The sequence below is a fragment of the Eubacterium ramulus ATCC 29099 genome (assembly GCF_000469345.1).
GTDB classification, from domain to species: domain Bacteria; phylum Bacillota; class Clostridia; order Lachnospirales; family Lachnospiraceae; genus Eubacterium_I; species Eubacterium_I ramulus.
This window is the reverse complement of sequence record NZ_KI271133.1, coordinates 1-14,677: the sequence shown is the minus strand read 5'-3', so window position 1 is coordinate 14,677 and position 14,677 is coordinate 1. Positions and strand designations below refer to the sequence as shown.

At 43.2% G+C, this 14,677-nt stretch carries 14 protein-coding genes; 10 read left to right on the top strand and 4 right to left on the bottom strand.

The genetic code is table 11. The features are described from left to right. Positions 1-15 precede the first annotated feature (15 nt). The 3 genes from HMPREF0373_RS08640 to HMPREF0373_RS08630 all read left to right on the top strand — a co-directional run bounded on the left by HMPREF0373_RS08640 (position 16) and on the right by HMPREF0373_RS08630 (position 3,563). Positions 16-912 carry a helix-turn-helix domain-containing protein gene (locus HMPREF0373_RS08640; RefSeq protein ID WP_044963583.1) on the top strand — a complete coding sequence of 299 codons (897 nt, stop codon included), beginning with the start codon at positions 16-18 and terminating at the stop codon, positions 910-912. A 181-nt stretch (positions 913-1,093) separates the two neighbouring features. Then, on the top strand, positions 1,094-2,158 hold the full coding sequence (locus HMPREF0373_RS08635; protein WP_021739309.1) for a D-alanine--D-alanine ligase family protein: 1,065 nt from the start codon (positions 1,094-1,096) through the stop codon (positions 2,156-2,158). Beyond that, the gene (locus HMPREF0373_RS08630) at positions 2,151-3,563 is read left to right on the top strand and encodes a UDP-N-acetylmuramoyl-tripeptide--D-alanyl-D-alanine ligase (RefSeq protein WP_021739308.1); all 1,413 of its coding nucleotides are present in this window, start codon (positions 2,151-2,153) and stop codon (positions 3,561-3,563) included. The genes HMPREF0373_RS08635 and HMPREF0373_RS08630 overlap by 8 nt, the downstream gene beginning before the upstream one ends. Positions 3,564-3,583: 20 nt before the next feature. On the opposite strand, the gene HMPREF0373_RS08625 is transcribed toward HMPREF0373_RS08630, so the two are convergent. Continuing rightward, the gene (locus tag HMPREF0373_RS08625; protein ID WP_021739307.1) at positions 3,584-4,318 is read right to left on the bottom strand and encodes a lysophospholipid acyltransferase family protein; all 735 of its coding nucleotides are present in this window, start codon (positions 4,316-4,318) and stop codon (positions 3,584-3,586) included. A gap of 124 nt (positions 4,319-4,442) precedes the next feature. On the opposite strand from HMPREF0373_RS08625, the gene HMPREF0373_RS08620 reads away from it, so the two are divergent. From HMPREF0373_RS08620 to HMPREF0373_RS08610, 3 genes are all read left to right on the top strand, one after another. Next, entirely contained in the window at positions 4,443-4,928 is a 486-nt protein-coding gene (locus HMPREF0373_RS08620) for a protease complex subunit PrcB family protein (RefSeq protein ID WP_242831198.1), read from the top strand. Positions 4,929-4,949: 21 nt separating this feature from the next. Beyond that, positions 4,950-6,500, top strand: coding sequence for a DUF3794 and LysM peptidoglycan-binding domain-containing protein (locus HMPREF0373_RS08615; RefSeq protein WP_207638149.1), 1,551 nt, complete (start codon positions 4,950-4,952; stop codon positions 6,498-6,500). 141 nt (positions 6,501-6,641) lie between these two features. After that, positions 6,642-7,826 carry a C40 family peptidase gene (locus HMPREF0373_RS08610; RefSeq protein ID WP_021739304.1) on the top strand — a complete coding sequence of 395 codons (1,185 nt, stop codon included), beginning with the start codon at positions 6,642-6,644 and terminating at the stop codon, positions 7,824-7,826. 91 nt (positions 7,827-7,917) lie between these two features. Here the strand turns inward: HMPREF0373_RS08610 and HMPREF0373_RS08605 are convergent, their stop codons facing one another. Both HMPREF0373_RS08605 and HMPREF0373_RS08600 read right to left on the bottom strand, forming a co-directional pair. After that, positions 7,918-8,355, bottom strand: a complete 438-nt coding sequence (locus tag HMPREF0373_RS08605) for a GatB/YqeY domain-containing protein (protein WP_021739303.1) — start codon at positions 8,353-8,355, stop codon at positions 7,918-7,920. A gap of 20 nt (positions 8,356-8,375) precedes the next feature. Continuing rightward, on the bottom strand, positions 8,376-9,068 hold the full coding sequence (locus HMPREF0373_RS08600; protein ID WP_021739302.1) for a GntR family transcriptional regulator: 693 nt from the start codon (positions 9,066-9,068) through the stop codon (positions 8,376-8,378). Positions 9,069-9,344: 276 nt separating this feature from the next. On the opposite strand from HMPREF0373_RS08600, the gene HMPREF0373_RS08590 reads away from it, so the two are divergent. The 3 genes from HMPREF0373_RS08590 to HMPREF0373_RS08580 all read left to right on the top strand — a co-directional run bounded on the left by HMPREF0373_RS08590 (position 9,345) and on the right by HMPREF0373_RS08580 (position 11,989). Then, entirely contained in the window at positions 9,345-10,529 is a 1,185-nt protein-coding gene (locus tag HMPREF0373_RS08590) for a pyridoxal phosphate-dependent aminotransferase (protein ID WP_021739300.1), read from the top strand. 120 nt (positions 10,530-10,649) lie between these two features. Then, the gene (locus tag HMPREF0373_RS16050; RefSeq protein ID WP_021739299.1) at positions 10,650-11,207 is read left to right on the top strand and encodes a 4'-phosphopantetheinyl transferase family protein; all 558 of its coding nucleotides are present in this window, start codon (positions 10,650-10,652) and stop codon (positions 11,205-11,207) included. 200 nt (positions 11,208-11,407) lie between these two features. Further along, positions 11,408-11,989 carry a M48 family metallopeptidase gene (locus HMPREF0373_RS08580; RefSeq protein ID WP_021739298.1) on the top strand — a complete coding sequence of 194 codons (582 nt, stop codon included), beginning with the start codon at positions 11,408-11,410 and terminating at the stop codon, positions 11,987-11,989. Positions 11,990-12,080: 91 nt separating this feature from the next. Here the strand turns inward: HMPREF0373_RS08580 and HMPREF0373_RS08575 are convergent, their stop codons facing one another. After that, positions 12,081-12,611: a nitroreductase family protein gene (locus HMPREF0373_RS08575; protein WP_022035122.1), complete on the bottom strand. Its 531-nt coding sequence runs from the start codon at positions 12,609-12,611 to the stop codon at positions 12,081-12,083. A gap of 404 nt (positions 12,612-13,015) precedes the next feature. On the opposite strand from HMPREF0373_RS08575, the gene guaA reads away from it, so the two are divergent. Beyond that, on the top strand, positions 13,016-14,560 hold the full coding sequence (gene guaA / locus HMPREF0373_RS08570; RefSeq protein ID WP_021739296.1) for a glutamine-hydrolyzing GMP synthase: 1,545 nt from the start codon (positions 13,016-13,018) through the stop codon (positions 14,558-14,560). The last annotated feature ends 117 nt before the right edge of the window (positions 14,561-14,677 follow it).

Sequence of the window (14,677 nt, the reverse complement as noted above, 5' to 3'; positions counted from 1 at the left end):
CAGGGGGATTTTGTAATGGAGTGTTATGAAATAGGTTCAGTGGTGCGATCTGCGCGGATCCGGCATGGAATGACGCAGGAGGATCTGGCTTTTGGCATTTGTGCAGTGAGTACATTGTCGAAGATTGAGCGAGGTATTTGCAGTCCGAAAATCGGAACTTTTGAGGCTTTGATGGAGCGGATGGGAGAACTTCCGGGGCGTTGTATTCTGCTTGTGGGGGAACAGGAATTGCAGCGTCAGCGAATACAGGAAGAAATTGCACTGGCAATCCGGCTTGGGAATCGTATGCATCTGGTGCAGCAGCTGGAGTTGTACCGGGAACTTTCCGGGGATAATAACCGGCAGGAACAACAGTGGCTCAGTCTGGGAGAAACAGTACTTCACTGGTGGTCTGGCGGGGAAGCTGTTAATATTGAACAATTGTTGCAGCGCATATTGGAGATGAGCGGAATGCCGTTGGCGGATGAGGAGAGCGGATGTCAGGCAGTCGGAAGCTACACAGCATGCGAGATACTGATCCGGCAGCTTCTGGTTGCCTGTCGGAGCGGACTGCGGGAGTTTGACGGAGATATCTTACAGCTTCGCAGGCTGTTGGAGTATCTGACTGCCGCTGATCTGAATCTGAGGTGGCAGAAACAGGCGTATATTTCAGTCTGTTATCAGCTTGCGGATCTCAGTTTCCTGATCGGAGAATACCCCGGTTCTATCAGATATTGCAGGGATGCATTGATTCTTTGTGTGCAGACGGGAGAATTTCGTTATGCTCCAATGCTGCTGTCCCTGTTGGCCTCCGGCATGACAAAACGCGGGGATACAAAAAGAGCAGGAGAGGCAAAAGCCTTTGCCTGTGTGATTGATAAAATGTTAGCAGAACAGAGCTGTCTGCTGAAGTTTATAGAAGGAATATTATAGTAGTTTGTAGTTATGTTCCATAGCATAACTGGAAAATCAGAAAAAATTATAATATTTTATATTTGCGGCATTCACAAATAAAAAAAATGTGCTAAACTAAGAAGAAGTGCAATGGCGCAGATACGGTTCTGGGCAGTTGTCTTCAGATATAGAAAAATAATATTAAGGAGATTAATATAGTATGAATATTGTAGTTTTAGCTGGTGGACTCAGCACAGAGCGGGATGTTTCACTGAATACAGGAACAATGGTAAGTAAGGCATTGCGTTCCAAAGGACATAACGTTATCATGCTGGATGTTTTTATGGGATATCATGAGGAAGAGGAAGATATCACGGATATTTTTAATCATACAGAAGAAGCAAGTGCAGATGTTGCGCAGATTCCGGGTGAAGCACCGGATATTGCACAGGTAAAAGCAATGCGAAAAGATCAGTCAGCATGTTTCTTCGGACCGAATGTAATTAAAATCTGTCAGGCAGCAGATATTGTATTTATGGCACTGCATGGAGAAAACGGAGAGAACGGCAAGATACAGGCAGCCTTTGATCTGTTTGGTATCCAGTATACAGGCAGCCGTTATCTGGGAAGTGCCCTTGCCATGGATAAAGGAATTTCAAAAAAAATGTTTGAGGCAGCTGGTATTCCGACACCGCACGGTATTGCAATGAGTAAAACACAGCGTCATACTCCGTTTTCAGAGACCGGGTTAACGCTTCCGTGTGTTGTAAAACCATGCTGTGGCGGCTCCAGTATCGGTGTTACGATTGTCCGTACTGCAGATGAATATGAAGCTGCACTGGATGAGGCTTTTAAATATGAAGACAATATCGTGATCGAGAGTTATATCTGTGGACGCGAATTTTCCGTAGGTGTCATCGATATGCAGGCACTTCCGGTTATTGAAATCGCTCCGGTAGAAGGCTTTTATGATTACAAAAACAAATACAAAGCGGGAAGTGCGGTAGAGACCTGTCCGGCAGATCTGCCCGAAGAAGTAGCAAAGGAAATGCAGAAACATGCAGTGGCAGTCTGCCGTGAACTTGGTCTGGATTCCTATGCGCGGATGGATTTCCTGTTGAATGAGAACAATGAGATGTTCTGCCTGGAAGCAAACACACTGCCGGGGATGACAGCTACCAGCCTGCTTCCGCAGGAGGCAGCCGTGATTGGCATCAAGTATGAAGATCTGTGCGAACGATTGATTCAGATTTCACAGGAAAAATACGGAGGAAAACATGAATAATCATACATTACAGCAGATGACACTGGAAAATATCGCACGAGCATGCGGCGGTACTTATGTGGGAGAGGATACCCTGCGTGGCAGTGAGATTACCGGCGCAGTCATTGACAGTCGTCAGGTGGAACCGGGCTATCTGTATATCCCGATCCGCGGCGAGCGTGTGGACGGTCACCGTTTTATCCCTGATGTATTTGAAAAAGGCGCGCTGGCAGTTTTGTCTGAGGAACCGTTGGAAAATCCGGCAGGACCGTACATTCTGGTAGCATCCAGCGAGCAGGCGTTAAAGGATATTGCAGAATTTTACCGCTCCACGCTTGCAATCAAAATTATCGGGATTACGGGAAGTGTTGGAAAAACAAGTACAAAAGAGATGATTTCTGCTGTTTTGGAACAGAAATATAATGTCCTGAAGACAGAAGGAAACTTTAATAATGAAATCGGACTGCCGCTGACAATTCTGCGCATCCGCAGAGAGCATGAAGCAGCTGTTGTTGAGATGGGTATTTCCGAGTTTGGCGAGATGCATCGGATCGCTAAAGTAGCAAAACCGGACATCTGCGTTATGACAAATATCGGTCAGTGTCATCTGGAAAATCTCATCGATCGTGACGGTGTGCTCCGGGCAAAATCAGAGATTTTTGATTTCCTGAAACCGGACGGACATATCGTGCTGAACGGAAATGACGATAAACTCATCACGGTTTCCGAGGCACATGGTGTGAAACCGATTTTCTATCATGTAGAAGACGGAACCGCACCGGCAGCGGATATTACATATGAAGTGACAGCTGACGAAATCGAGAACAAAGGATTGCGTGGATTGAATGCAGTACTGCATTTTCCGGAAGAAGATTGTCAGATCCATGAACCGATTCCTGGAGTACACAATGTATATAATGCCTGTGCGGCAGCCTGTGTGGGACGCATCATGGGACTTACAAATGAGGAAATCTGCGAGGGTATCAGTCATGCAAAAACCATTGCCGGACGTACAAATCTAATTACGGTGGGCGAACTGCTGGTTATTGATGACTGCTATAATGCAAATCCGGTATCCATGAAGGCATCTCTGGATGTGCTGGCTCAGGCAGACGGTCGTAAGATTGCGGTCCTTGGAGATATGGGTGAGTTGGGTGAAAATGAGTGTGAAATGCATTATGAAGTTGGAAAATATGCAGCAAATCAGGGAGTTGACGTTTTATTCTGCTGCGGAACACTCAGCGAGGAACTGGCAAAAGGGGCACAGCGCGGACATACACAGGTCATGTATTTCAAAACGCTGGATAAGATGATGCTTGCATTGGTGCCTTACCTGAGAAATGGAGACAACGTTCTGGTAAAAGCATCCCACTTTATGGAATTTTCCAAGGTAGTGGAGGCAATTTGTAAAGCCTGGGAGGAATAAGATAAAAAAGAGCCGGAAGCTTATAAGCTTCCGGCTTTTTCATGGTCCAGCATTTCCTGAATAATATTCTGTGTATAACGTCCCAGAGCACGTTTTTCTTCTTTTGGCAGTTCGTTTGGATAAACCGGCGTACCATACTGAATCGTGACATGGGTTGGTTTTACAAATGGTATGTGATCCTTAATGATGTCACGTGTGTGTGTGATCGCCATTGGAATGATCGGACATCCGGCCTTTTCAGCGATTTTCAGACTGCCTTCTTTAAATGGTGCCATTTCATCGCTGTCTCCGCGGGTGCCTTCCGGGAAAATGCAGATGGAAACGCCCTGTTTGACATATTCGATAGCCTGCAGAATGGTTTTCAGGCTGGCTTTCATGTCATCACGTTTCAGAAACAAGCAGTAAAGTCGTTTCATCCAGATGTTCAGCAGCGGCACTTTTTCCAGTGAATCTTTGGCAATGTAGCCTGTCAGATTTTCGCAGAGTGCATACGTAATAATGATGTCAAAATAGCTGTTGTGGTTTGCCACATACAGCACCGGTGTATCTTTCGGAACGTTTTCCTGACCGATAATGGTCAGTTTAACGCCACAGATCCGGTAGATGACCCGAAATGCCCACTGTACCATCCGCAGACTGCTGATATCACGCAGATGCGGGTTCTTTTTTCCAATCAGCCATTCCACAAATAAAACCGGAATACCGAGAATCAGATAGCATACAGCGAACAAAACGGCGAGAATTGTTCGTAACATAATATTTCCTCCAGATGTTAAATTCAAAAATACTTATCTAGTATAACAGATAGTTTTTCATAAATCCATGCATATTTTTTATTTTCATAAATACAATAGACTAAGAACGTATGTGGGGCAGCAGATGAATAAAAAAAAGAGGATGGTGGCGTATAGAAAAGGAAATACAGAGCAATTAGATGCAAAACGACGAAAATGGAGTGTATTTGTGCTTTTTTCGGCAATTTTTATATGTCTGGTCAGTACAGGCATTGGTGGATGTGGATGGAAGAAGACCGGAGTAGAGAAACTGCGGGATTTGGATTATACCGTGGTAGGAGAAGCGGAATTGCCGGGGAAACTGAAGACAGAAATTGAGGCACGAAAAGCAGAGGATTTTAAAATGACATATCTGCTTGATGATGCGCTGTATATCGTGCATGGTTTCGGAATGCAGGAGACCGGAGGTTACAGCATACAGGTGCAGGCATTGTATCTGGCAGAAAATGCAATTTATTTTGAGACGGATCTTATCGGACCGGAAAATGGCGCCAAAGTGGAAAAATGTGTCAGCTATCCGTATATTGTGGTAAAGACGGAGAGACTGACAGAAAATGTAGTATTCGAATAGGAAATGGGAGTGGATGTAAGTATGGAGCTGAGAACAGAAAAAGTCTATACAGAAGAGAAAAAAGGACCGGCAACAACACAGCTGACGTTTGATGAGACGTATCATCTGCCGGACTATCTGCCGGATTTTTTCTCTGTGATCCTGAGCCGGGGGCAGATTCGTATGGATGAGACAAAATGCAGTCAGGGGCATGTGCAGGTACAGGGGACACTGCAGTTTCGGGTGCTGTACCGAACTGGGCAGAATGAATGGAATATCTGTAGTCTGGAGGGAGAAATTCCATTTCACGAGATGATGACGCTGGACAAAGCAAAGGAATTTGACATGGCGCAGACAGAAGCCATTCTGGAAGATCTGACGGTGCGTATGATAAATGCAAGAAAACTGAATATCCGTGCACTGGTGGAGATAAAAGTATGGGCGCGGGAACGAGTGGAACTGAATATTCCGGTGGCGATTGATAGCGAGTATCCTCTGGAAGAATTACATAATACGGAAGTATATCTGGAACTCTGCTATCGGGGCACGGAAAGGTGGAACCTGAAAGAGGAAGTGCGACTGCCTTCCAACAAGCCAAATATCCGCCAGTTGCTCTGGCAGCAGCATCAGCTGCTTGGTAGGGAAATACGGGTAAATCAGGGAAATGTGCAGGTGCAGGGAGAAATCCAGATTTTTTTGCTCTATCTTGGAATGGAAGAAGACCGGCTGCAGTGGCTGGAATTGAGGGTTCCCTATCAGTATGAGCTGGATGTGGCAGAGGCAGAGAGCGATATGATTCCCTGTGTGTCCGGGCAGGAACCGGTGATGATCTGCCGGGTGCAGGAGGATACAGACGGGGAGGAACGGATGCTTTTGCTGGAGGCAGATACGCCTGTGGAATTGCGGCTTTACCGGGAAGTGAAACGGGAGCAGCTTGTTGATGCCTATTCACTGGAGAGACAATTGCAGCTGCAGACAAAGCAGGTGAAATTTCCGCAGCTTTATATGAAGAATAGTGCAAGGTGCCGGGTGAATGACAGTATTGAAATAGAAAAACAGGAAGCAGAGATTCTGCAACTTGGTGCAGGTTTCGGCATTGTGGAAGCGGAACACTGGGAAGTTACAGAGCAGGGCATTCATGTGGAAGGAACGGTGTGGGTCAGTATTCTGTATCTGACCAGTTCAGATGCGGCTCCGGTAGGAGCTGCGGAAGGTCTGGTGCCATTCCAGTATGATGTAGAGATACCGGAGATGAAGTCCTTTTATCAGATAGAACTGCAGACGGGTCTTGCACATCTGTCATTTCTGATGAAGAGCGGAACGGAGCTGGAAGTACAGGCCGTGGTGGATATAGAGACGTTGATCACAAAGGAAAAACAGTCTGAACTGATCACCGGAACAGAGGATAGGGAGTATGATATAAACTGGCTGAATCACATTCCCGGTATCGCAGGTATCAGACTGCAGAAGCCGGATGATCTGTGGAATATTGCCAAGAAATTCCATACGACGGTACAGGATATCAAAACAGTCAATGAACTGTCAGAAGAGAAAAGAACAGATGGAATGAAACTTTTGGTTGTGAAAAAATAACGGATAAATATTACAAAAATATTACAAAATAGTATGAAATATTTCTAAAATGGTGTTCTTTCGGTTGAAATTGTGACAGAGAGGTGTTATAATCCATAAGGAAACGAAAAAAGGAACACTTACGAAGGAGTATTTCAATATATGAAGAAGAAATTAATTGCAATGGGATTGGTTGTTGTTCTTGCGATTTCCGGTACACAGATGGCAGGTGCAACCACTCTTTCAAAGGCAAAAAACCAGAAAAATCAGGCACAGAGTAATTTGAATTCTGTAAACAGTCAGATTGACAGCATTAAGAGCCAGCAGTCAGCACTGCAGTCTCAGATTGATCAGGTAGATTCTGAACTGGTACAGGTATTAGTAGATTTAGATGTTGTAGCCGGCGAGATTGAGAACAAGAAAGTAGAACTGGCACAGGCAGAGGCAGATTTAGAAACTGCAAAAGCAAAAGAAGCTGAGCAGTACGGTTCCATGAAAGAAAGAATTCGTTATATGTATGAAAATGGTGACAGTTCTTTCCTGGATGCACTGGTAGGTGCACAGAACTTTGCAGATGTATTGAACAAAGTAGAGAATTTCTCAAAAGTATATGATTATGATCGTAACCTTCTGGTTGAGTATCAGAATACCAAGACAGAAGTTGCTAATCTTGTGGCTCAGGTAGAAGAAGAGAAACAGGAGTTGGAAGAAAATCAGGCTACATATCAGGAACAGCAGCAGCAGTTAGAGACGCTGAAAGCTGAGAAGAGCAGCCAGATGGACAATTTCGGCAGCAAGCTGGCAGAGGCACAGTCACTGGCCGCACAGTATAAGCAGACCATTGACCAGCAGAATGCAATCATTGCACAGGAACTGGCAGCAGCACAGACTGTCAGAGTGACTGCAGGTGCATCCAGTGTGGCAAATAATTCTTCTGCTGCATCAAGCAACAAAAAGAACAATACAACAAGTTCTAATTCCGGAAGTGCAAGCACAGGATCCGGATCTGGTTCTGCAGTTGTAAATTATGCATGTCAGTTTGTTGGAAATCCATATGTATGGGGTGGAACCAGTCTGACAAATGGTGCTGACTGTTCTGGATTTATTATGAGTGTATATGCACACTTTGGTGTGTCCTTACCGCATTCTTCTTCCGCAATGAGAGGCGTAGGACGCGAGGTATCTGTATCCGACATGCAGCCGGGTGATATCGTATGTTACAGTGGACACGTTGCTATTTACATGGGTGGTGGACAGATTGTTCATGCAAGTTCCCCATCTACCGGTATTAAGATTTCCGGCAATGTACATTACAAAACAATCTTAACAGTAAGAAGAATTTTCTAGTTTAAGTATTGAAATATGAAAATCAAAAATCCCGATGCGCATTGAGATAACAATGTGCATCGGGATTTTTTTAAAACATCTTTAAAAAAGTTTATTTGCAAAGTTCAGCAACTACCTGGTTGATAACTTTACCGTCTGCTTTTCCTTTTAATTCAGCCATGACAGCTTTCATGATCTGACCTTTGTTTTTTGTGGCAAGGACATCAGCGAAACGTTCTGTCAGAATTATTTTAACTTCTTCTGCAGACAGAAGCTTTGGTGCATATTCATTGATGATGTCATAGCGTGCCTGATATTCATCTTTCAGATCTGTCCGGTCTGCCGGGCAGGTGTCTACCTGTTCTTTGACACTCTTTAATTCTTTTAAGATGACACGGTCAACCAGTTCCGGTTTGATATCATCCCGACATCCTTCATCGATAGCCACTTTTTTGACTGCGGATACAAGAGAAGAGATAGCATCTTTGCGGACTTTGTCTTTTGCCTTCATTGCTGCGATCATGTCTTTTTGTAATGTCTGTAATTCCATAATGATAGTACCTCCTGAAATTAAATATGGATTCTGCTAAGCAGTTTGTTGATGTAGTATTGTTTGATATGGTAATAATGCTTTCGGATACAGTCCTGGGCCATCTGTACATCTTTTTCTTTTATAGCTGCCAGAATCGCAGAGTGTTCTGCGAAAGACTGGCTGGCACGCTCTGTGTCATCCAGAATGGTGGAGATGAACAGCATCTGCTGACAGTCTAGCTGGTCATAAATTGTTTCCAGGCGTTTGTTTCCGGCATAACCGATCAGAAGTTCATGGAATTTCTGATCCCATCGGGTACATTGGAATATATCATGTTCGTTTAATGATTTTTCCATGTTCCGGAGTGCTATTTCCATGGCATCAACTGCCAGATCATTGTACTTATTTAGAAATGCTGCTACGGCATATACCTGCAGCAGTTCAATCAGATCATACACTTCCAGAATGTCTTCCGTAGTAAAAGATGCCACTACGGTTCCTTTGCCAGGAACGAAAGACAGCAGACCTTCGTGTGTCAGTTGCTGAAGGGCGTTGCGGATCGGAGAACGGCTGACATGGTAAATATCGCATAATTTGCGTTCCACCATAACGGTTCCTTCCGGATATGTATTATTCAGTATGTCCTGTTTTATCTGTTGATAAGCCTGCTGCTGTTTATTTTCAGCAGGCTGATTGAGTGCATCATATTTGCTGATTTCCTGATTTGACATTTACCTTCTCCTGTTTTGAAAAAATTAAGAATGTTTGGGGCATTCCTGATAATCCCTTTCTGTAAATGCTGGAAAGATCTTATCCTGATTGATAACCACTGGTATGCCGTGGCATACGAATGGTGTGTATCACTTTGTTATGTAAAAAGTATAGCAAAAAACGAATTGGATGTAAAGAAACCTTTTTTTTTATTAAAAATTGTGCTAAGATATAAAAAGTATGGCGAATTAAAGCGTTGACGTGAAAAAGAACAGGGAATTTGGAGGATATAGATTATGATATCAAAAAGATTAAGAGGATCACTGGATTCATCTATTTGCATCCGTGATATTTTTGAAGAAGGTAAAAAAATGGCTGCGATTTACGGCTCGGAGAATATATTTAATTTTACCATTGGCAATCCGAGCGTAGAGCCTCCGGCGGCAGTGAATGAGGCGATGAAAGAAATTCTGGATACAGAAAAACCGCTGGCACTGCATGGTTATCCGGCAAATGTGGGACATCCGGAAGTACGCAGACATATCGCAAATTATTTAAATGGAAAATATGACTGTCATTATACTGAACAGGGAATTATCATGACCAGTGGCGCAGCAGCAGCAATTGTAGTTATTGCAAATTCTTTGCTGGATAACGGAGACGAGGTGGTTACGTTTGCACCATATTTCTGGGAGTATAAAAGCTATGTGGAGACGCTGTATGGTAAACTCGTGCCGGCATTATGTAATATGGAGACATTGCAGCCGGACCCGGAAACTTTTGAAGCTGCATTGTCACCAAAAACCAGGTTTGTACTGATTAATACACCGAATAATCCAACAGGGGCAGTATATACAGAAGAGTCTATCCGTATGGTAACAGATATTCTGAAGAAAAAACAGGAGGAGTATGGTCATCCAATCTATCTGGTTTCCGATGAACCGTACCGGAAGCTGGCATATGATATTGAAGTGCCATATCTGACTCATTACTACGAGAATACCATCGTGGTATATTCTTACAGCAAAGCATTGTCTATTCCGGGTGAACGTATCGGCTATATCGCAATGGAATCCTGTGTGCAGGATTATGAAGATCTGATTGCAGGAATGACAGCCTCCATGCGTTATCTTGGCTATGTCAATGCACCGTCTCTTCAGCAGAAAATGCTGCTGAAATGTGTGGATGCATCCGTGGACATCAGCATTTATCAGGAAACAAGGGACATTCTGTATCATGCACTGACCGAGATTGGATATACTTGTATTCATCCGGATGGAGCATTTTATCTTTTTCTAAAAGCACTGGAAGAGGATGATACGAAGTTTTGTGAGCGTGCAAAAGAAGAAAAAATTCTTATGGCACCGGGTACCGCTTTTTATGGACCGGGCTGGGTACGTGTCTCTTATTGTGTACCGGCTGATGTTGCAAAAAGAAGTGTGCCGGCATTTAAAAAATTATATGACAAATACCAGAAATAAAGGTGAAAGGTGAAGACAAAACCAGTTTCTGACTGGTAGCTGAACAGTATTGTTTTTTCAATATCAGCGTGCATCGGAAGGTATTCTGATAAGAGAAAGAAACAGCGGGGCAAATAAAAGATGGATATAGCGATTTATTATCAGAAGTGGAATGCGAAGGAGAAAAATTCTCATACACTTCTAGAGCAGGCAGTTCGTCGGTACGCACGGGAGAATGCACTACTGCTTCCGGAAACACTGATACTGGCATTTGCAGAGCAGAAGAAAAAACCCAGGTTTCAAAATGCGGAAAGCATTCATTTTTCCATATCCCATAGCGGAGATTGGTGGAGCTGTGCCGTCAGCACTGAAGAAGTCGGGTTGGATATCCAGCAGGAACGACATTGCCGGGCGGAACGTCTGGCCAGACGTTTTTATCATCCACTGGAAGTAGCATGGCTGGAAAAAAACGGATATTCGCATTTTTGCAAACTATGGGCATACAAAGAAAGTTATGTAAAATATACAGGTGTCGGACTGATACAGGGAATGGACTATTTCTCTGTCATAAGTCCGTCAGGTATTCTGACGGGAGCAGCGGATGTCTGCCAGCAGTTGGTGGCTTTTCAGCAAGACTGCCATATGGTGGTCACAGCGGAACATAGGAAGGATTTTTCACTGCAGCCGCTTGAAGGCTGAGAAAGAGTGTGGCTTTTTTAACTGTGTGTGGATATCAAATATAGAATGACACCAGTAAAAAAGATAAAATAAAGTGACAAATTCAATATATACTGCCTGTTGAAGGAATAATAAAAGGGTATATCTAGGAACAGGAATATTGATATTAGTACTGAGCTAGAAGTCTTTCGATGAAATAAAATTGTTGGAGTAGAAAGAGCTTGAATATTTATAGAAATATAGAATTGCAAAAAGAAAATCAGACATTAGTACTTTCTGTTGTCAGATCTGCAAGGAAAACGATCGGGCTCCAGGTGTGCGAAAATGGCGATGCAGTGCTTCGGATTCCGAATCAATTATCGGCAGATGCGTTACAGAAGTTTCTGGACAGCGAACATGCATGGATCTGGAAAAAAGTGGAGCAGATGCAGACGCGAATGGAACAGCGGCAGGAGACCGGTGCTGTTCCGGTGGGAGAATTATCCCGTGATGAACTGGAAAAAATAAAGAAAAAGATTGAAAGCCGGGTAAATGCTTATAAAAAAGCAATGGGAGTGACAATCGGGTGGATTACGATTCGAAATCAAAAAACAAGATGGGGAAGTTGCAGCTCAAAAGGAAATCTAAATTTTAACTATCAATTATACTATTTGCCGGATGAATTGTTAGATTATGTTGTAATTCATGAACTTGCACACCGACGGTATATGGATCATTCGAAGGAGTTCTGGGCTGAAGTAGAGAAATACTGTCCGGATTATAGGGAACGCAGACAGCAGCTGAAAAAATATAAATTGGTGTAAATAAAAAAACAAGCAAATAAATGAGCAGGCGAAAATGTTTGATTTCCAGTCTGCTCATTATTTTATCTCAGTTTGAGATGAAATATTATGATTAATTAATATAAGATACTGCGATACGATCAGCCGGAATCTCACGTTCTGCGAAGGTATCATCTGTATCACCAAGTGTTACGGCGCAGCATGGTACATGGCCTTCCGGAAGTCCAAGTTTTGCTACAAGTTCCGGTTTGGTATTTAATGCAGCAATCGCACCCCAGATGTTACAGCTTCCGATACCGAGATCAGTTGCAAGCAGGCACATATGTTCTGCCATCATGGCTGCATTGGAATACGGTACATTTGCCATTGCAGGATTTGCAATCGGTGTGGAAATTACTACGAGACAAGGCGCATTGTAAAGCGGTGTCCGGGATGGATCGCCGAAAAATTCAGCAGCATTGCGGTCTAATTCCTGTAATAATTCTGTATTGCGGATAACGGTCATATGCATAGTGTCATATTTGCCCATTCCAATCGGAGCAGCCTGTGCGGCCATCAGGATTTTCTGTAAATTTGCATCTGATAAAGTAGACTTGTAGCTTCTGACAGATTTTCGACAAGTCATTGTTTTGAATGTTTCCATGATAGTATCATCCTCCTGTAACAAAATTTTTGCATGTCTATGTAGAAGACATTGCAGCAGATCCGTAAAAATAGTTTTACTGTCTCTTACACCGATTTGCAATTTTCTATTTGGAATGGTTTTACCAAACTTATGATGCGGCAGAAAGTGCTGTATCATATTTTAAAATGAAAAGATTGTAAAGTGGTGTATCTTTTATTATACTATGAAAAAATCAGCTTGCAAATATTTTTTCAGTTGTTCCTCTTGTAAAGTGGTGTGAAAGTAATATATAATAGAAAGGGTGGCGGATTATTTTCCCTGATGGGAAAGCAAAAAAATATATATAATCTTATATAAAAAGTGAATTCGGCCATGACAGATATATGATGTAAATAATTTATTGCGAAGGAGGAAACGATCCAATGAACAGAGAAACTGTCATAGTGATTGATTTCGGCGGACAGTACAACCAGCTGGTGGCACGTCGTGTCCGTGAGTGCAATGTGTACTGCGAGATTTATTCCTATAAGACTGATATCGAAAAGATCAAATCTATGAATCCAAAGGGAATCATTTTGACCGGAGGACCGAACAGCTGCTACGAAGCAGATTCACCGACTTATACAAAAGAGTTATTTGAACTTGGAATCCCGGTACTTGGTCTTTGCTATGGTGCCCAGCTGATGCAACATATTTTAGGTGGGAAAGTGGAACGCGCCGAGGTGCGTGAGTATGGTAAAACAGAGGTGTTTGTGGAGAATAGTTCCAAATTATTTCACAACGTATCCCCATCAACAATTTGTTGGATGAGCCATTTTGATTATATTTCAAAAACAGCTCCGGGATTTACCATTACTGCTCATACAGCGGACTGCCCAGTGGCAGCAGCAGAGTGTGAGGAGAAAAAACTGTATGCCATTCAGTTCCATCCGGAAGTACTCCATACAGTAGAAGGTAAGACAATGTTGTCTAACTTTGTATATGAAGTATGTGGATGCGCCGGTGACTGGAAGATGGATGCATTCGTAGAGAATACCATTAAAGATATCCGTGCAAAAGTTGGCGATGGACGTGTACTGCTTGCATTATCCGGTGGTGTAGATTCTTCTGTTGCAGCAGGACTTCTTTCCAGAGCAATTGGAAAACAACTGACTTGTGTATTCGTGGATCACGGTTTGCTTCGTAAAGATGAAGGCGATGAGGTAGAAGCTGTATTCGGCCCAGAAGGACAGTTTGATTTGAACTTCATCCGTGTTAATGCACAACAGAGATATTATGACAAGCTTGCCGGCGTAACAGAACCGGAAGCAAAACGTAAAATTATCGGTGAAGAGTTCATTCGTATTTTTGAAGAGGAAGCAAAGAAAATTGGTGCCGTTGATTTCCTGGCACAGGGAACCATTTACCCAGACGTTGTAGAGAGTGGTTTAGGCGGCGAGTCTGCAGTTATCAAATCGCACCACAACGTAGGAGGACTTCCGGAGTATGTAGATTTCAAAGAAATCATTGAGCCGTTACGTGACCTGTTCAAAGATGAGGTTCGTAAAGCCGGACTGGAGCTTGGAATTCCGGAGAGACTGGTATTCCGTCAGCCGTTTCCGGGACCGGGACTTGGTATTCGTATTATAGGTGAAGTTACAGAGGAGAAGGTTCGTATCGTTCAGGATGCAGATGCAATTTACAGAGAAGAGATTGCAAAAGCTGGGCTGGATCAGGATATCAACCAGTACTTTGCAGCACTGACCAATATGCGTTCTGTTGGTGTTATGGGTGATGAGAGAACTTATGATTATGCTGTCGCACTTCGCGCTGTAAAGACCATTGACTTTATGACTGCAGAAGCAGCAGAGCTCCCTTATGAGGTGTTAAATAAGGTAATGAGCAGAATTATTAACGAGGTGAAAGGTGTAAATCGTGTATTCTATGATTTGACGAGTAAACCACCTGGAACGATTGAGTTTGAATAAGCAAAAATGCTTAGTAAACCCAGCGTTTATGCGGGTTTGCAGCATTTTTAAAAGTCTTTTGATAACAAATTGATAACAGTTGCATGGTAAGCGTCCAATAAGAGGGTGTATCGAAAT